General features: G+C 72.1%; 16 protein-coding genes. 4 read left to right on the top strand and 12 right to left on the bottom strand.

What is annotated here, in order from left to right:
- Positions 1–3 precede the first annotated feature (3 nt).
- Positions 4–1,302 carry a TrpB-like pyridoxal phosphate-dependent enzyme gene (locus LB823_RS02400; RefSeq protein ID WP_224645160.1) on the bottom strand — a complete coding sequence of 433 codons (1,299 nt, stop codon included), beginning with the start codon at positions 1,300–1,302 and terminating at the stop codon, positions 4–6.
- 99 nt (positions 1,303–1,401) lie between these two features.
- Between LB823_RS02400 and LB823_RS02395 the strand changes: the two genes are divergently transcribed.
- Positions 1,402–2,646 carry an esterase family protein gene (locus tag LB823_RS02395; protein ID WP_224645159.1) on the top strand — a complete coding sequence of 415 codons (1,245 nt, stop codon included), beginning with the start codon at positions 1,402–1,404 and terminating at the stop codon, positions 2,644–2,646.
- A gap of 37 nt (positions 2,647–2,683) precedes the next feature.
- On the opposite strand, the gene LB823_RS02390 is transcribed toward LB823_RS02395, so the two are convergent.
- The 9 genes from LB823_RS02390 to LB823_RS02350 all read right to left on the bottom strand — a co-directional run bounded on the left by LB823_RS02390 (position 2,684) and on the right by LB823_RS02350 (position 12,474).
- Complete coding sequence (locus LB823_RS02390; protein WP_374201265.1) at positions 2,684–3,694, bottom strand: 3-oxoacyl-ACP synthase III family protein; 1,011 nt, start codon at positions 3,692–3,694, stop codon at positions 2,684–2,686.
- A gap of 11 nt (positions 3,695–3,705) precedes the next feature.
- Positions 3,706–4,338, bottom strand: coding sequence for an SRPBCC family protein (locus tag LB823_RS02385; protein ID WP_224645157.1), 633 nt, complete (start codon positions 4,336–4,338; stop codon positions 3,706–3,708).
- Entirely contained in the window at positions 4,335–5,981 is a 1,647-nt protein-coding gene (locus LB823_RS02380) for a thiamine pyrophosphate-binding protein (RefSeq protein ID WP_224645156.1), read from the bottom strand. The genes LB823_RS02385 and LB823_RS02380 overlap by 4 nt, the downstream gene beginning before the upstream one ends.
- 59 nt (positions 5,982–6,040) lie before the next feature.
- The gene (locus LB823_RS02375; protein WP_224645155.1) at positions 6,041–6,508 is read right to left on the bottom strand and encodes a flavodoxin domain-containing protein; all 468 of its coding nucleotides are present in this window, start codon (positions 6,506–6,508) and stop codon (positions 6,041–6,043) included.
- A gap of 27 nt (positions 6,509–6,535) precedes the next feature.
- Positions 6,536–6,994, bottom strand: coding sequence for a VOC family protein (locus LB823_RS02370; protein WP_224645154.1), 459 nt, complete (start codon positions 6,992–6,994; stop codon positions 6,536–6,538).
- Between the two features lie 48 nt (positions 6,995–7,042).
- The gene (locus tag LB823_RS02365) at positions 7,043–7,381 is read right to left on the bottom strand and encodes a helix-turn-helix transcriptional regulator (RefSeq protein ID WP_224645199.1); all 339 of its coding nucleotides are present in this window, start codon (positions 7,379–7,381) and stop codon (positions 7,043–7,045) included.
- A gap of 74 nt (positions 7,382–7,455) precedes the next feature.
- On the bottom strand, positions 7,456–8,436 hold the full coding sequence (meaB, locus tag LB823_RS02360; RefSeq protein WP_224645198.1) for a methylmalonyl Co-A mutase-associated GTPase MeaB: 981 nt from the start codon (positions 8,434–8,436) through the stop codon (positions 7,456–7,458).
- A complete protein-coding gene (gene scpA, locus LB823_RS02355; RefSeq protein WP_224645153.1) occupies positions 8,436–10,679 on the bottom strand; it encodes a methylmalonyl-CoA mutase in 2,244 nt (747 codons plus the stop codon). The genes meaB and scpA overlap by 1 nt, the downstream gene beginning before the upstream one ends.
- A 1-nt stretch (position 10,680) precedes the next feature.
- Positions 10,681–12,474: a methylmalonyl-CoA mutase family protein gene (locus LB823_RS02350; RefSeq protein ID WP_224645152.1), complete on the bottom strand. Its 1,794-nt coding sequence runs from the start codon at positions 12,472–12,474 to the stop codon at positions 10,681–10,683.
- 120 nt (positions 12,475–12,594) lie between these two features.
- Here LB823_RS02350 and LB823_RS02345 point away from each other — a divergent pair, with 120 nt between their 5' ends.
- The 3 genes from LB823_RS02345 to LB823_RS02335 all read left to right on the top strand — a co-directional run bounded on the left by LB823_RS02345 (position 12,595) and on the right by LB823_RS02335 (position 15,632).
- Positions 12,595–13,284, top strand: a complete 690-nt coding sequence (locus tag LB823_RS02345) for a TVP38/TMEM64 family protein (protein ID WP_224645151.1) — start codon at positions 12,595–12,597, stop codon at positions 13,282–13,284.
- A 128-nt stretch (positions 13,285–13,412) separates the two neighbouring features.
- Positions 13,413–15,194 carry an HNH endonuclease signature motif containing protein gene (locus LB823_RS02340; protein ID WP_224645150.1) on the top strand — a complete coding sequence of 594 codons (1,782 nt, stop codon included), beginning with the start codon at positions 13,413–13,415 and terminating at the stop codon, positions 15,192–15,194.
- 78 nt (positions 15,195–15,272) lie between these two features.
- Positions 15,273–15,632: a DUF4926 domain-containing protein gene (locus LB823_RS02335; RefSeq protein ID WP_224645149.1), complete on the top strand. Its 360-nt coding sequence runs from the start codon at positions 15,273–15,275 to the stop codon at positions 15,630–15,632.
- Positions 15,633–15,761: 129 nt separating this feature from the next.
- On the opposite strand, the gene LB823_RS02330 is transcribed toward LB823_RS02335, so the two are convergent.
- Entirely contained in the window at positions 15,762–16,463 is a 702-nt protein-coding gene (locus LB823_RS02330; protein WP_224645148.1) for a phosphonatase-like hydrolase, read from the bottom strand.
- Positions 16,460–17,233 (bottom strand): GntR family transcriptional regulator, encoded by a 774-nt coding sequence (locus LB823_RS02325; RefSeq protein WP_224645147.1) that lies wholly within the window; start codon positions 17,231–17,233, stop codon positions 16,460–16,462. Before LB823_RS02325 ends, LB823_RS02330 begins: the two co-directional genes overlap by 4 nt.
- Positions 17,234–17,294: the final 61 nt, after the last annotated feature.

Below are 17,294 nucleotides of genomic sequence, written 5' to 3'. Positions count from 1 at the left end.
CCGTCAGGCCAGACCGCCCGCGAGGTACTCCGCGTAGGCGGGCAGATCGAGCTGGCCGTGGCCCGAGAGGCCGATGACGAGCACCTCGTCGGAGTGCTCCCGGGCGTAGTCCGCGGCGGCGGCGATCGCGTGCGTCGACTCCGGGGCGGGGACGATGCCCTGGGTCCGCGCGAACAGCACGCCCGCGGCGAAGGCGTCGTTCTGCTCGATCGCGATGCCCTCGACGAGCCCCAGCTCCACCGTGTGGCTGAGCGCCGGCGACATCCCGTGATAGCGCAGGCCGCCCGCGTGGATCGGGTCCGGGACGAAGTCCATCCCCAGGGTGTGCATCTTCAGCAGCGGAGTGAGGCCGGCGACGTCGCCGTGGTCGTAGCGGTACTCGCCCTTCGTGATCGACGGGCACGCCACGGGCTCGGCGGCGACGATGCGCGGGTCCTGCCGGCCGTGGATCTTCTCCCGCAGGAACGGGAAGGCGAGGCCGGCGAGGTTGGATCCGCCTCCGGCGCAGCCGAAGACGACGTCGGCACCCTTCTCGTGCAGGTTCAGCTGCTCGACGGCCTCGAGGCCGATGACCGACTGGTGCAGCACCACGTGGTTGAGCACGCTGCCGAGCGCGTACCGGGCGTCGGGATCCTGGGCGGCGACCTCGACGGCCTCCGAGACGGCCATCCCGAGGCTACCGGTGGTGTCCGGATCCTTCGCCAGCATCGCGCGGCCGGACTCGGTGAGCTCCGACGGGCTCGGGTGCACGGTGCCGCCGTAGGTGCGCATGAGGTGGCCGCGGTAGGGCTTCGAGTCGTAAGAGGCGCGCACCTGCCAGACCTCGACGTCGATGCCGAACTGGGCACCTGCGAAGGAGAGGGCGCTGCCCCACTGGCCGGCGCCGGTCTCCGTGGTCAGCTTCGTCACGCCGTCCACGGAGTTGTAGTACGCCTGCGCGACGGCCGAATTCGTCTTGTGCGAACCGACCGGGCTCACGCCCTCGTACTTGACGTAGATGCGGCAGGTGGTGCCGAGCGCCTGCTCGAACTTCCGGGCCCGGATCAGCGGCGACGGGCGCCACATCGCGAGGATCTCGCGGACCGGCTCGGGGATCTCGTGGTACGCCTCGGTGGACGCCTCCTGCGCGATGAGGCCCGAAGCGAACAGCGGCGCCAGGTCCTCGGGCTGCACGGGCTCCTTGGTGCCGGGGTGCAGGTGCGGCGGGATGGGCGTGTCCAGTTCCGCGGCCAGGTTGTACCAGTGGGTGGGGACCTCGACGGTCGTGATGTCCTGGTGCGCGGCGGCGTCCGAGAGTGTCATGGCTCACAGCGTAGAACGCCGCGAATGCCGCCCTTTCCCACAGGTCCGTCTTAGGGGCCGCACTTATTCTGGGCGCGTGCGAGGACGGGAGTGCGGCCGGTGAGCCCCCTGCGGAACCTGCAGCTCACGGCCGGTCCGGTACCACTCCTCCTGCTCCTCGCCGGAGCGGCCGCGCTCGCCGGCCTGATCTCCGCGACCCGTCGCAGCGGGTCCGCGCGCACCGTCCTCGCCTGCGTGGCCGCCGCGCTCGGCGTGACCGCGCTCGTGGACTACCTGGTCGAGTTCGTGTGGAAGCCGTTCCCCGACCGCCTCGACCCGCTGGTGCTGCTGTGGGTCGCCCTCGGCGTGCTCGCCCTGCTGCTCGCCGGGGTGCGGGTGACTCGGGCACCGTCGTGGCGGTCCACGGCGCTGAGCACCGCGGCGGTCGGCCTGGTGGTCCTGATGGGCGCCGGCCAGGTGAACTCGCTGTACTCGGCGTACCCGTCGGTGGAGGACCTGCTGCCCGTCGACTACCCGGCGACGGTGCCCCGTCCCTCCCCCGGCACGACCGCCGAGCGCGGCGTGGTCGTACGGGCGACGGTGCCGCCCACCCGCTCCCGGTTCGCGGCCCGCCCGGCGCTGGTCTACCTACCGCCGGCGTACCTGTCCGGTGCGCGCGAGCGGCTGCCGGTGCTGATGCTCCTGCACGGGCAGCCGGGCTCGCCGCGGGACTGGTTCTCGGGCGGGAAGCTGGCCCGGACGATGGACTCCTATGCGCAGCGGCGGGGCGGCGTCGCGCCGGTCGTGGTGGTGCCGGACGCGACGGGCGGGCAGTTCGCGAACCCGCTCTGCGCCGACACCCGGCGCGCCCGGGCGGCGACCTATCTCGCCGAGGACGTGCCCGCGTGGGTGCGCCAGAACCTGGCGGTGGATGCCGCCCCGCAGGCGTGGGCGGTCGGCGGCTACTCCTACGGCGGCACCTGCGCGCTGCAACTGGCGACCCGGTTCCCGGAGGTCTTCCGGACGTTCCTGGCGCTCTCGCCCGACGCGGAGCCGGACCTGGGAGGAGGGCGCGAGGCCACCGTCCGGGACGCCTTCGCCGGTGATCGCGGTGCGTACGCGCGGGCGGACCCGCTCACCCAGCTGTCGCTGCGGCGCTTCCCGGACAGCGCGGGCGTGCTCGTCGCAGGCACCGACGACGCCGCATCGACCGCCGCCGCGAAACGGGTGGCCGTCGCCGCCGCGGGAGCCGGGATGACGGTGCGCACCCGATGGATCCGGGGCGGGCACGACTTCACCGTGTGGTCGGGCGGGCTGACCGCCGAACTCGACTGGCTCGGCGGCCGCCTGGGCCTTCGGGGCTAGCCCGAACGACCGGCCCCGGACGGCCGGCCCGAACCGGCTAGGTGCGCAGCAGCGCCCCGGCCGCGAAGTCGCCGGCGTGCGCGAAGGCCGCGAGGACCACGTCCTCCCCCGTGCCGATCCGCCCGTCCGCGCGGGCGGTGGCGAAGGTGTGCGGGACGCCGACGGCGAAGAGGTTGCCGCACTCGTCGAAGGTGTCGGGGTGCCGCTCCGGCGGGAGCTCGAGCGCCTCGCGCCAGTTGCGGAGGAACGTCCGGTTGGGCTGATTGGTGACGAGGTGCCCGACGTCGGGGCCGCGCAGGCCTCCCGACGCCGCGGCGGCGAGCGCGACCTCGGGCACGAGCCGGTTTCCGCGGGCGAGGACCTTCGCGATCTTGGCCTCGGTGAAGCCCACGTGCAGCTGTCCCTCGCCCGCCTCCCAGTACTTGCGCGACGGCTCAACGGCGGCGGTCATGTCGCCCGCGTACTCGCTGTGCTGCGCGCACACCACCTCCCGGACCTCCAGCCCTCCGGCCTGCGGGTCGGCGACGACGAGGGCGGCGGCGGCACCGTCGCCCGGGATGGCGGCCTGCGGCAGGTTCCGCACCCGGTCCTGGGTGAAGACGTTCCCGGCCGCGTTCGTGGCGGTGAGGAGCAGGGCCGATTGCGCGGTCCCGGCGGTGAACATCGTGCGGGCGAGGTGCAGCATGAGCAGGAAGGCTGCGCAGCCGCCGTTGTGGATGTCCAGGACCAGTGAGGGCCGGGTGCCGAGCCGGCGCACGACGTCGCCGCCGCAGCCGACGACCGGCAGGTCCGGCAGCTGCGAGTGGCTCAGGACCACGTCGACCTGCAGGGCCTCGTCCCCGACCTGCTCGCGGAGCCGGTCGATCGCCGCGCACATCAGGTCGACGTTGGATTCCCCCGCCGCGGCGTGATGCCGGTACGCGGGCGGCGCGAACATCGGATTGGCGGTGAGCGTGCGGCTGTCGGCGTCGGCGAACTCGCGGAAGTACTCGGCGGGCACCCGGTTCTCGGGCAGGTACGAGGTCAGCCCGACGATCCGCGGGTTCACGAGCGGGGCGGTCACGACGTCATCCATTCGGGCTTGATCGGCTCGCCGTGCGCGTGCCGGTGTTCGGCGATCGCCTTGAGGTTCTCGAGTTCCATCTGGTGCCCGGCTCCGAACGTGTCCCACAGGTCGCCGACCCACACGGGCCGCTCGGGCGGCGCCGTCTCGGGGTACGGGTTCTCGTCGTAGAAGGGGTGGTGGCAGTTGACCCACAGCACCACGGAGCCGGGCTTGTTCAGCACGAGCTGCGCGTCGACGATCCGCATCAGGTAGATCATCCAGAGATGCTTCCCCTGGTCCCAGGCGCAGTGGTAGTCGACGGTCCGGGCGTCCGGGTGGGCGACGGTGCGCGTGTAGATCTCGGTGTCGGCGCCGAGCATGTCGCGCGCGACCCACAGGCCGGCCTCGTCGGTCTCGCGGAAGCCGCGCAGGCTGTAGGTCCACTCCTCGAGGGAGCGGGTGTCGGAGAGCCAGTCGTAGAGATCGTCGGGCGGGGCGTTGACGTAGGACTGCACGGGGCAGAAGTCGCCGTAGATCTGCTGGTGCGGGTACACCGAGCGCATGCGGTCGACGAGGATCGGCTGCGCCACCGGGCGCGGGTGACTCTCGATCCGGATGGTTCCTTCGATGTCGATCACCGGGATCATTGCCGCTCCTTCGCGGTATCGGGCAGCAGCGCTGCGAACGGCGGGATCTCCGCGGGGTCGGTCCCGATCTCCAGGCACGACGGTCCGCGGCCCGTGACGGCCAGGAGCTCGGCCGCGGCGGACCGCGCACCGTCGGGCGTGGTGGCCGAGCTGACGGGCAGGGTGGGGAACATGGCGGCGAGGCCGTCGGCGATCCGGCTGGGCCGGAACCGGTTGATGCTGGGGAGGTCGGGGAAGAACTTCCCCTCGCGCGCCACGCACATGCCGTGGGCGTCGTTGTTGAGCACCACCAGCAGGACGGGCGCCCGCGCCTCGATCGCGGTGTGGATCTCCATGCCGTGCATGTAGAAGGCGCCGTCGCCGGCGAGGATCACCGTGGGCCGGCCGGTCGCGATCGCGGCGCCGATCCCCGCCGCGATCCCGTGCCCCATGCCGCCCATGCCCAGCGCGACGAGGAAGCGGTCGCCGGTGCCGAGCGGGAGCCGGTGCACCGCGGCGGCCCCGGCGTTGCCGGCATCGGCGAAGACGAGGGCTTCGGCGGGGATCGCGGCGGCCAGCGCGTCCACGGCATCGGCGCAGGTGAGCAACCCGGACTCGTTCCGCGGCACGGTGATCGGGACGGGCGCCGCGGCGGTCCACGGGGAGCGCGGGCGCGTGACGACGGCGTCCGTGAGGGCCCTCGCGTAGGCGGCGAGGTCGCGGGCGGGCTCGTGGACCGTCACCTCGCGCAGCGGCGGCTCCGCTGCGACGTGCACCGTGCAGGTGACGTCCATCGCGGCGTCGAGGCCCGTGCGGTCCATGAGGTCGAGCTCGGTGCCCAGGGCCAGGATGAGGTCCGCCTCGGCCGCGACCCGTGGCACCGAGGGATGCCCCATGACGCCCGCGACGCCCACGACGCCGGTCCGGGGCGCGGCGTCGCGCCCGTTGGGGCCGACCGCGATCACGGCGCCCGTGGCCGCCGCCAGCGCCGCGACGGGGCCGGCGAGCCGGGCCCGGGACGCGGCCTCGCCGAGCAGGATCAGGGGCTTGCGGGCGGCGCCGACGAGGCGCACCACCTCGTCCGACGGCACCTCCGGCCCGGGTGGGATCGGCGCGCGCGCCGCCGATGCGGGGCAGTCGGCGAGCTGGACGTCCTTGGGCAGGAGGAGCGCTGCGGGCAGTCCCTGCTCCAGCGCCGCGAAGGCGCCGTCCAGCGCGGGGGCGAGATCCTCCGGTCCGGAGACCTTCGCGGCGAAGCCGGTCACTCCGCGGAGGACGGCGAGGACGTCCACGGTGCGCGGCGCCGCACACATGTCTTGGAAGGCACCGCGGCCCTCGGCGGCGATCGGCGGGCTGCCGATGAGCGCGAGCACCGGCGAGCGGGACTGATACGCCTCGGCCAGGGCGGGAACGCAGTTCATCGCCGCGCCGCCGGAGGTGGCGATCAGGCAGCCGGGCCGCCCGGTCATGCGCGCCGCACCGTCGGCCATGGCGCCGGCACCGAACTCGTGCTTGGCGATGGTCACCGTGAGGCGGTGGTCCGCGTCGCTCCGGAGCAGGGCGGCGAAGAGGTCCTCGGAGTTGGCACCATGAATACCGTATGCGTGGCGAAAACCGTACGCATACAAAGCATTTGCAATCTCGTCGGCGACCGTTGAAGCCACAAGCCTCACAGTAGGCCGGTGTGATCGCAATCACAACCGACCAGGCGAACGCCGTCCGATTATCCCCGCAAATCCTGCAGCCCGCGCGCGAAGTCCTCGGCGTCCGCGAGGTCGGCCGCGCTGGGACGCCCCTTGTTCACGCCGCCGACCAGGCCGAACGGTCCCATCGTGTCGAGTCCGCGGCAGTGGAACAGGTCGGGCGCGAGCCGGAAGCCGGCGTCGGTGAGGAGGTCCGCGAGCGTGCGGGTGTACCGGCGCAGCGGCGTCTCCGGCAGGCCGCTGGTGGCGTAGACGAAAGCCGTTCCGCGCGGCTTCGCCGGGAGGCTGCGAACGAGACGGAGTAGCGCGGGGTCGAAGGCCATCCAGTACACGCCCGAGCCGAAGCCGACCAGGTCGGCCGCGTCGATCTGCTCCGCCGTCACCTCCCCCGGCGCGAGAACCGGGGCGTTCAGGACCCCGCCGATCCGATCGGCCACCTTCCGGGTGTTGCCGTGGTGCTTGGACGCGCAGATCACCAGTGCCGACATGGCCCCATCGTGGCACGGATCAGCCGGTCACGCTCCGGACCAGCGGTCCACGTCGGCCTGCGTGACCTCGACGGGGCCCTGCTTGCGCTGGGTGATCCGGATGTGGTTACCGAACGGGTCCCGCAGCGCGCAGTCGATGCCGTAGGGCTGCTCCTGCGGCTCCTCGGTGAACTCGACGCCCTGCGCGCTCAGCTTCTCGAAGACGCCGCGGCAGTCGTCGGTGTTGAGGATGCAGGCCACGCCGAGCGCGCCCTTGGTCAACAGATCCCGCTGCGCGGCGGTGGTCTCCGGGCTCCCGCCGCCCACGCCGGGGACCTCCAGCACCAGTTCGCGCTGGGGGTCCGACGGCAGGGCGATGGTGAGCCAGCGCATGAAACCCATGTCGACGTCGTCGTGGACTTCGAAACCCAGTTTGCCGACGTAGAAGTCGAGGGCCTCGTCCTGGTCGAGGACGAAGACGGAGGTGATGGCGATCGAGGTGAACATGCGACTGAGCCTACGAAGCCCGCGCGGGCTCCGCTTATCCGAAACTGCTCAGTGCGCGGGACGGGTCCACGCCCGCACGACGCAGCCCGGGGCGCGCACCGGCGCCACGTCGCGCCGGTACTCCGACGGCGAGCGCCCGACGATCGCGCGGAAGGTCCGGCTGAACGTGCCGGACGAGCCGAAGCCGACCTCGTAGGCGATCTCGGTGATCGCGCGGTCGGTGTCGGGCAGCCGCGCCATGGCCCGCTCGATCCGGCGCCGCTGCAGGTACCGGTGCGGCGTCTCACCGAAGGCGGCGGCGAACTCCCGGGAGAAGTGGGCGGGCGACATGAGGGCGATCCGCGCGACCGCCGCGACGTCGAGCGGCTCCGCGTAGCGCCGGTCCATCGCGTCCCGCGCCCGCAGGAGCCGACGGTTCGCGTCCTCCTGCGGCGTGAGCTCGGGCACGGCGTCCGTACCGGTCAGTGCCCGTCGAAGGCGTCGAGGATGCGCTGCGCGGCGAGGGCCGGCGTCAGCGAGCCGTCCTGCACGGAGGCCTCGACCTCGGACCGGACGGACCGCACACCGTCGGAGTGCTCGACGCGGCCGAGGATCGCGTCCCGGACCATCGTCCAGGTCCAGTCCACCTGCTGCTGCCGTCGGCGACGGTCGAACTCCCCCGCCTCCTGCAGCGTGCTGCGGTGCCGCAGGACGGCGTCCCAGAACTCGGGGATGCCGGTGCCCTCGACGGCGCTCTGCGTGAGCACGGGCGGGCGCCACAGGGAGCCGCGCGGGTGGATCAGGCGCAGCGCGCTCGACAGCTCGCGGGCGGCGACGCGCGCCTCGACCACGTGGTCCCCGTCGGCCTTGTTGACGGCCACCACGTCGGCGAGCTCGAGCACGCCCTTCTTGATGCCCTGCAGCTGGTCGCCGGTGCGCGCGAGGGTGAGGAAGGTGAAGGTGTCGACCATGTTCGCGACGGTGACCTCGGACTGCCCGACGCCGACGGTCTCGACCAGGATCACGTCGAAGCCGGCGGCCTCCATGAGCACCATGGTCTCGCGCGTGGCCTTCGCGACGCCGCCGAGCGTGCCCGAGGTGGGCGAGGGCCGGATGTACGCACGCGGGTTGACGGCGAGGGTGCCCATGCGGGTCTTGTCGCCCAGGATGGAGCCGCCGCTGCGGGTGGACGACGGGTCCACCGCGAGCACGGCGACCTTGTGCCCCAACGAGATCAGGTGGTTGCCCAGCGCCTCGATGGTGGTCGACTTCCCCACCCCGGGCACGCCGGTGATCCCCACCCGGGTAGCGATCGGCGCGTCCGGCCCCGGCGTCACCTCGAGCAGCAGCTCCTGCGCGAGGGCCTGGTGGTCGGGGCGCCGGGACTCGACGAGGGTGATGGCGCGCGCCAGCACGGCGCGCTTGTCGGCCCGGACCCCGTCCGCGAGTTCGGCGACGGTGATCACGCCAGCTGGTACCCCAGCTTGTTCCCCAGCTCGTGCAGCAGGTTCACCGCGGCGTCCGCGATGACGGTGCCGGGCGGGTAGATCGCCGAGGCGCCGGCCGCGTACAACTCGTCGAAGTCGCCCGGCGGGATGACGCCGCCCACCACGATGGTGATGTCGGGGCGGCCGACCTCCGCGAGCGCGTCGCGCAGCGCGGGCACCAGCGTGAGGTGGCCCGCGGCGAGCGAGGAGACGCCGACGACGTGCACGTCGTTGTCGGCGGCCTGCTGCGCGACCTCCTCGGGCGTGGAGAACAGCGGGCCCACGTCGACGTCGAAGCCGAGATCGGCGAAGGCGGTGGCGATCACCTTCTGGCCGCGGTCGTGGCCGTCCTGGCCCATCTTGGCGATGAGCACGCGGGGACGACGGCCGTCGGCCTCCTCGAACTTCTCGACCAGCTCGGTGGCCGTCTGGATGTTGCCGGCCGCGCCGGCCTCGTCGCGGTACACGCCACTGAGCGTACGGATCTCGGCCTGGTGGCGGCCGTAGACCTGCTCGAGCGCGTCGGAGATCTCGCCGACGGTGGCGCCGGTGCGTGCCGCGTCGATCGCGAGGGCGAGCAGGTTGTTCTCGAGGTTGGCCCCGCCGTCGGCCGAGGCGGCGCGGGTGAGGTTCGCCAGTGCCGCCGTGACGGCGGCGGGGTCGCGGTCTGCGCGCAGCTTCTCGAGCTTCGCCAGCTGCTCGGTGCGGACCTTCGAGTTGTCGACCTTGAGCAGCTCGATCGCGGTGTCCTCGGCGACCTGGTACTTGTTGACGCCGATCACCGGCTGGCGGCCCGAGTCGATGCGGGCCTGGGTGCGGGCCGCGGCCTCCTCGATGCGCAGCTTCGGGATGCCCTCACCGATGGCCTTCGCCATGCCGCCGGCCTCCTGCACCTCGCGGATGTGGGCGCGGGCGCGCTCGGCCAGCTCGTGGGTGAGGGTCTCGACGTAGTACGAGCCGCCCCACGGGTCGATGGGCCGCGTGGTGCCCGACTCCTGCTGCAGCACCAGCTGCGTGTTGCGGGCGATGCGGGCGGAGAAGTCCGTCGGCAGCGCGATCGCCTCGTCGAGGGCGTTGGTGTGCAGCGACTGGGTGTGACCCTGCGTCGCCGCCATCGCCTCCACGCACGTGCGCGCGACGTTGTTGAAGACGTCCTGCGCGGTCAGCGACCAGCCCGAGGTCTGCGAGTGGGTGCGCAACGACAGCGACTTGGCGTTCTTCGCATCGAACTCGGCCACCAGCTCGCTCCACAGCAGGCGCGCGGCCCGGAGCTTCGCGACCTCCATGAAGAAGTTCATGCCGATGCCCCAGAAGAAGGACAGGCGCGGCGCGAACTTGTCCACGTCGAGGCCCGCGTCGATGCCGGCCTTGATGTACTCGACACCGTCGGCCAGCGTGTACGCGAGCTCCAGATCGGCTGTGGCCCCGGCCTCCTGGATGTGGTAGCCGGAGATCGAGATGGAGTTGAACTTCGGCATCTTCTGCGAGGTGTACGCGAAGATGTCCGAGATGATCCGCATCGACGGCACCGGAGGATAGATGTAGGTGTTGCGCACCATGAACTCTTTGAGGATGTCGTTCTGGATGGTGCCCGCGAGCTTCTCCGGGCCGACGCCCTGCTCCTCGGCCGCCACCACGTAGAGCGCGAGAATCGGCAGCACAGCGCCGTTCATCGTCATCGAGACGGAGACGCCGCCCAGGTCGATGCCGTCGAACAGCTGACGCATGTCGAGGATCGAGTCGATCGCGACGCCCGCCATGCCCACGTCACCGGTGACGCGCGGGTGGTCGGAGTCGTAACCGCGGTGCGTCGCCAGGTCGAAGGCGACCGACAGGCCCTTCTGGCCCGCCGCGAGGTTGCGCCGGTAGAAGGCGTTCGACTCGGCCGCGGTGGAGAAGCCGGCGTACTGCCGGATCGTCCACGGCTGGTTGACGTACATCGTCGGGTACGGGCCGCGGATGAAGGGCACCGCACCCGGGTAGGAGTCCACGGGGTACCCGGCCTCGGCGACGGCGTCGCGGTCCGCGCGGGTGTAGACGGGCTTGACGTCGATGCCCTCCGGAGTGGTCCAGGTCAGCTGGTCCGGGGTGTAGGCGTAGGCCGCGGCGGAGGCCTCGACGAAGGCGTCCACGTCCGCGCCCGACGGTGCCTGGGCTGCCGCGACCGCATCGTCGTCGAACGGGACGTCGGCGAAGCTGCCGATGGTGGTGTCGCTCATCTCAGGCCCCCAGCCGGGTCAGCAGATCGTCGAGCGCGGCGGCCGCGTCGATCTTCGCGTGCAGGTAGATGTCGATCAGGCCGTCGTCGACGGTGCCCGGCGCGCCCGCGAGCAGCACGAGGGCGCCCTCCTCGCGCAGCGAGCGGGCCAGGGCCTCGCCCTCCTCGGCGTAACCGGGGTCGGATCCGGCCAGGGCGGCTATCCGCGCGCCCGGCGAACCGTCGAGCGTGGCGGCGCCGGCGGCCTGCTCGGCCGCGTCCAGGACGGTCTCGATGCCGCCGGAGGCGAGCAGGTTCGTCAGGAACGTGGACCGGCCGTTGTACTGCGCGACGGTGCCGATGGTCACCATCCGGATCCGGGGGCGGACGCCGTGCTCACGCAGGAACGCGTCGGACCGGGCGCGCAGGGACTCGAACGGCGCGGCGTACGACCGCACGACGGGGCCGTTGGTCGCCGCCGACGGGGCGATCGGCGGCTCGGCGAGGTTCGGGAACTCGTTGACGCCGGTGAGCTTGCGCGCGCGTCGTGCGACGGCGGCGTCGCGGCGGTCGGCGGAGTCTCCCAGCTGTGTCGCGACGGTCTCCTCCGCGGCGCCCCGGGCGAAGCCACCCGCGGCCTCGGCGGACTGGAAGACGCCCCACGCCGCGCGGGCGAGGTCGTCGGTGAGGGACTCGACGTGCCACGAGCCGGCGCCGGGGTCGACGACCCGGCCGAGATTCGACTCCTCGAGGAGCAGCAGCTGCGTGTTCCGGGCGATGCGCCGGGCGAAGGCGGGCGAGTAGCCCTCGATACCGCCGGGCAGGGCCTCGTCGTAGTCGAGGGTGGTGACGTAGTCCGCGCCGCCGAGGCCGGCGCCGAAGGCGGCGACGGTGGTGCGGAGCAGGTTCACCCAGGGGTCGCGCTGCGTGGTCGCGGCGAGCGAGGTGACGGCGTGCACGGGCGCGTTGCCGGCCTCGGGTGCGCCGAGGTGCTGCGCGACGCGGGCCCAGACGGTGCGCCAGGCGCGGATCTTGGCGAGGGTGAGGAACTGGTCGTCGGTGGCGGCCAGGCGGATCGTGAGCTGGTTCAGCGCAGCAGCGGTGGTCAGGCCGGCCGCGGTGAGGGCGCGCACCTGATCGAGGGCGGCGGCGGCCGTCAGGCCCAGCTCCTGGGCGGCGGTTGCGCCGGCGTTGTGCAGGTCGGCACCGTCGGCGACGAGGGCGCGGACGTCCTCGGTGCGGGCGTCGGCGGCGCGGGCCAGCTCGACGGCCTCGTCGAGGGAGACGTCGGCGCGGCCGACCACCTGCGAGGTCAGCGGGGCTGCGCCGAGGCTGACGCGGACCAGGTCGGCGCGGTAGGCGTCGGACTCCGCGGCCTTGTCCAGCGCGGCGTACACCTGCGCCGCGGCCTCGGCGGCCCGGCCGCCGGCGGTGAGCAGGATCGGCGCCATGTCCGGGTAGACGCCGTCGAGGAGCGGCGCCGGGTCGGGGCGGGTGAACCAGAGGGCGCTCGCGCCGGACTCCAGGGCGCCGAGCACGTCGGCGGAGTCGGTGGTCGCGTCGAACCGCTCGGCAACCTTCCAACCCAGGCGGACATCCGGGGTGGGGTTGCCGCCGCGAACGAAGGGGAAGGCGCCGGGCAGCGGGGCCTCCGGGAGCTCGTCGCGCTGCGAGTACAGGGGTGCGATCTGCACGCCGTCGTCCTCGGTGAGGGTGGTCAGCGCGGCGATCGGGTCCTCGGGCGGCGTGCCGCCGCGCGACTTCGCGAGCACGGCGCCCACGGACTCGCGCCATGCCTGAAAGGGACTGTCCACCACGTGGGCCTCCTCGCCTGTGGCCGCGCACACGCACGACCGCGCACCGACCGTCGCGTCACATCGGCGGCCGAGAACCCACGTTAACCGATTGCTGTTGCTACGCCCCAGTAGGGTCGTCCCGTGGGTGCCAACGACTCTCGGATCCGGCCCGGCGACCGCGGACTGGTGGTCCGGGCGGTCGTCGGCGGTGCCGTGATCCTCGGACTCGTCGCGCTCGGCATGCTCCTCCCGCACCCCGGCGCGGCCACCATTCGGGCCTGGGCGGATTCGACCGGCCCGTGGTTCCTCGCCCTGTTCTTCGTGGCGCACGCCGTGATCACGGTGTTCCCGATCCCCCGCACCGTGTTCACCGTCTCGGCGGGCTTCCTGTTCGGGCCGGTCGTCGGCATCGCGGTCTGCATGGCGGCGTCGATCGTCGCGGCCTCGATCGCCTTCCTCGGCGTCCGGGAGATCGACCGGCGCCACCCGTCGCGCGTGATCGCCCGCGCCCGCGAGCACCGCGCCTACGCGCCGATCGCGGCCCGGCTCCGGGCGCGAGGGTGGCTGGCCGTCGGGTCGCTGCGGCTCATCGCGGCCGCGCCGTTCTCCCTCGTCAACTACGCCTCGGCGCTGTCCCCGGTGCCCTTCTGGCCGTACTTCGGCGCGACGGTGGCGGGCCTCGCGCCCGGCACCATCGCGGTCGTGCTGCTGGGCGACGCGCTGACCGGGGAGTCCTCCCCGTGGCTCGTCGTGATCAGCGGCGCACTCATGGCCACCGGGATCGCTGGACTACTCCTCGACGCTCGCATGCCCGCAAGTCCGGAGGCTTGATCGTCATATCCGCAAGGAATTGAACTTGCATCGACCGCACTGGCGCGAATTGCCAGTGTGCGATGTCAGCCTAGAAAGATGGTGTCAAGACCTATCTTCGTTCGATGTAGGCTCCTAGAATAGAAGGTATGAGCTATTCGGACGATGCGTTCGCACTGGGGAGGCGAGTTGCCACCCCGCTGCCCGCGGTGTTCGACGGCGCGGTGTCCGGGCTCAGCGCGGCCGGCGCGGTGACGCGGTTGCGGCGGCTGACGGTGGAGCAGAACCGGTTGGAGGCGGAGCGGGCGGCGGTGCTGACCAGGCTCTACGACCTGCGGGATGATGCTCGGCGGGTGCGGGAGGAAACGTCGCGTCGGTTCGTCGACGATTGGGATGAGTTGGTCGCGGAGGTCGGCGCCGCCCTCGGGATCGGGCGGACGGCTGCCGGATCGGCGGTGCATCGTGGGTTGGATCTGCGGGAGCGCTGCCCGCGGGTGTTCGAGTTGTTCGCGGCCGGGGTGGTGAGCCCGGCGGTGGTACGGGAGGTGCTACGCGCATCCGCGGCCGTTGTCGACGAGGACGTCGCGCTGGCTTTCGACGAAAGGATCACGGCCTGGCTCACCGCCCGCAGCGGGCAGTCGCTGTCGGTGCGGGCGGTGACGGACGCGGCGAAAGGTGTCCTGGTCCGGCTCGATCCCGCAGCGGCGCGGGAAACACCTCCGGCGCCGCCGCGGGAGCGGCTCGAGTTCCATACCCGCGCGGACGGCTTGGTCGATCTGGAGGCGGTGATGCCGAAGCACGAGGCGTTGCGGTTGTCCGCGCTCATCGGTCCGGTGGCGCAGTCGGTGTGCCGGGACGACGGCCGCACCCTGGGGCAGCGGCAGGTCGCCGCGCTCGTCGCCCTGGCCGAGGGCTACGAGGCCCTGGCATGCCTGTGCGGCAAGGAATCCTGCGACCTGCGTCAAGCTCGTCCGCGCACCGGTGCGGTGTCGCAGGAGATCCGGGCCCTGGCAGTGATCGTCCTCAACGAATCCGACCTCGCCGATGCCATGGCCAGTGGCACGGCCGACGCCGCTGACGCGCACGATCACGATGCGGCTCCGCCCGAACCCGATCCCGATCTGTTCACGCCGGACCCCGACGCCGAGGTCGACGCGGGCGATCCCGACAGCAGCGGCATCGATGCGGGCCGCGGGGCAGTGATCCTCACCGGGGATCCTGGCATCACCGGCCCGGTCACCGTCGAACAGGCGCGGGAGATGATCGCCGCGATGGAGACGCAGTGGCGGGTCGTCGGTCGCCGCAACCCGGCGACCGGGGAGGTCCACGCCCGCGGCGCCGGGGGCTACCGGCCCACCTGGTACCAGCTACTGGTCATGCGCCTGACCTACCCCACCTGCGTCTTCCCCGGCTGCAGCACGCCGTCGGACCGCTGCCAGGCCGACCACGTCACCGAGTACGACCACCATCAGCCCACCGAAGGCGGAGCCACCACCGTCGCCGGCCATGGTTCACCAGGGAACCTGGTACCGCTGTGCGGTTTCCACCACCGCATCAAGACGGAGACCGGCTGGCTCTCCGACCTCCTACTCGACGGCACCGTCGAATGGCGACACCCCGCGGGAGGAGTGCACACCGTCCCACCCGGAACCGCCCGCGACCTCCTGCCGGGGCTCGAACGGATCATCTGGGACGTCCCCGAACCCGCGCCGCCGAAACCCAAGAACCCCGACGGACTCACCACCGCCGCGAAACGACGCGCGAAAGCCCGCCGCGCCCTCCGCGCGGAGAACCAGCTCCTGCGCCACCGGAACCACGAACGACAGAAGGTCGAATCCGAAGTCCGGCAACGGGAACACGAACATGCTTGCGCCGAGTCGGCCGGCGAGGAGTACGACGACACCGCACCCCTCCAGCCGCCACCGTTCTAGGTCATTGCATCGAAGTCGATCTCGCACCGGTCAACGGCGCCCCGGCGAATGCTGACGAGCCCGTCTTCCGTTGATCCGATGGCGGCACCGATCGCAAGGCCGGCGGCGTGGCGCGTGCGCAGGGTCGAAACGAAGGCGGAGTCGTACGACGCGTGCCTCTATCCTGTCGAGATGGGAGGTGTCAGCGCAATGAAGCCCGAAGAATTCGACATCGTGCGACTGGTTCGCGCCCTGCAGGAGCACGCCTTGCCCGTGGGAGCCGAGGGCACCGTCGTGATGGATTACACGCAGTACCCGCCCGAGGACGCGCCCGCTTCCTACGAGGTCGAGTTCACGAATGCCGACCACGAAACCCTGGCGGTTGTCACCGTGCGTGAAGAAGATCTGCAGGTGATCAATCGTCGCGGACTCTCCGATCCAACGCCGGAGCGACGCTGACTCCGGAACCCGGACCTCTCTCAGGATCACGCTCACCGAACTGGTGAACCGGCGGGGCTAGGTGTCCGTCTGGGCGCCCGGGCCCGTCATCTCACGCGATGCTGATCGCAGGGAACTGCACCGGCTCGACTAGGGCGTGACGAGGAGCCCTGGAATGTCGACGACGCCGTCGAGCACGTGGTCGGCGCCCGCGTCGGCGAGCACCTGCGGGTCGGCCTTGCCTGTGAGCACTCCCACGGAGACGGCACCGGCATTGTTCGCCGCCTGCACGTCGACGGCCGTATCGCCGGCGGCGAGCACGCGGCGCACGTCGCGGACGCCGGTCCGCTCCATCGCGCGGTGGATCATGTACGGCGCCGGGCGGCCGGCGGCGACGTCGGAGGTGGTGACCACGGCATCGACGACCGCGTCGGCACCGTCGCCGATCTTCCAGCCGAGCGCGGCGAGGAGCGGGAGGGCGACGGCATCGTCGAACCCGGTGGTGAGGGCCACCTTGATCCCCCGGCCCCGGAGCTCGGCGAGGGCGCCGGGCACGCCGTCGATCGCGGTCGGCGGGGTCGACGAGTAAGCGGACTGCAGGCGCTCCCGGAACCGGGCGAAGCCGGCGTCCACGCGCTCGGGGGTGGGCTCGACGCCGCCGAGGCGGAGCAGGTTGGTGATCGCCTCCACCTTGTCGGTGCCCATCCACACCTGCAGGTCGGCCTGCGCGACGGTGGCCCCGCCGTCCTCGACGGCGCCGCGCAGCGCCTCGTAGACGGCGCCGCCGTCGTCGATCGTGGTGCCGGCCATGTCCAGCGCGACGAGCTCGATGGTGCGGTCGGATTCGGTCATGCGTCTCTCCTGACGGGTACGGATCGCAGCGCGGGCGGGTTCGCGGTGGGCGCTGCGAAGAGTCGGTTCTCGACGATCACGGTGGTCACGCCGGGGACGTAGCGGTCCTCGGAGTATTCGACGACGTCGCCGGCGGCGTCGGTGGTGGTGCGGCGCACCCGCAGCAGCGGGGCACCCTCGGACAGGCCGAGCTGCGCCGCGTCCTCGGCGGTCGCGGCAACGGCGTCGATCTGGTGGGTGGAGGCGTACAGGTCGGCGCCCGCGTCGAGCAGGAAGCGGTTCACCGAACCGGAGTCGGGGTCGAACTCCATGAGGCGCTTGCCCAGCGCCCAGACGAAGAACATGGTCTCGCACAGCGCCGGAGCGCCGTCGAGCGTCCGCACGCGACGGAGCTCGAGCACCGGCTCACCGGGTTCGATCTGAAGCCGTTCGGCGAGGTCCGGCGTCGCGGGCACGCGGGCCTGCAGAGTGGTGCGCTGTCCGGGTTCGCGGCCCTGTTCGCGGGCCCAGGCGGTGAACGACCCGAGGGCGCTGGCGCTGTGACTGGGCACGTTGCGGCGGACGATCGGCGAGCGGCCCTGGCCGCCGACGATCAGTCCCTCCGCGCGGAGAGTGGCCAGCGCCTGGCGGACCGGCCCGCGCGAGGTGCCGAACTCCTCACAGAGGAGCGCCTCGCTGGGTGCCTGCTCCCCCTCCGGCCAGCGACCGGAGGAGATGCGCGCACGGAACTCCGCGGCGAGACGTTGATGGAGAGGCTGAGCTGCGACCACGTCATTGAGTATACAAGTGAAAGCGTTGCTCACCTGCACGCACGATGAACGGCAGATGAAC

Origin of the sequence: Tsukamurella sp. M9C (assembly GCF_020169415.1) — a bacterium.
Taxonomy (GTDB): Bacteria; Actinomycetota; Actinomycetes; order Mycobacteriales; family Mycobacteriaceae; genus Tsukamurella.
The sequence above is the reverse complement of the archived record's forward strand: the minus strand, read 5'-3'. Positions and strand labels throughout refer to the sequence as shown.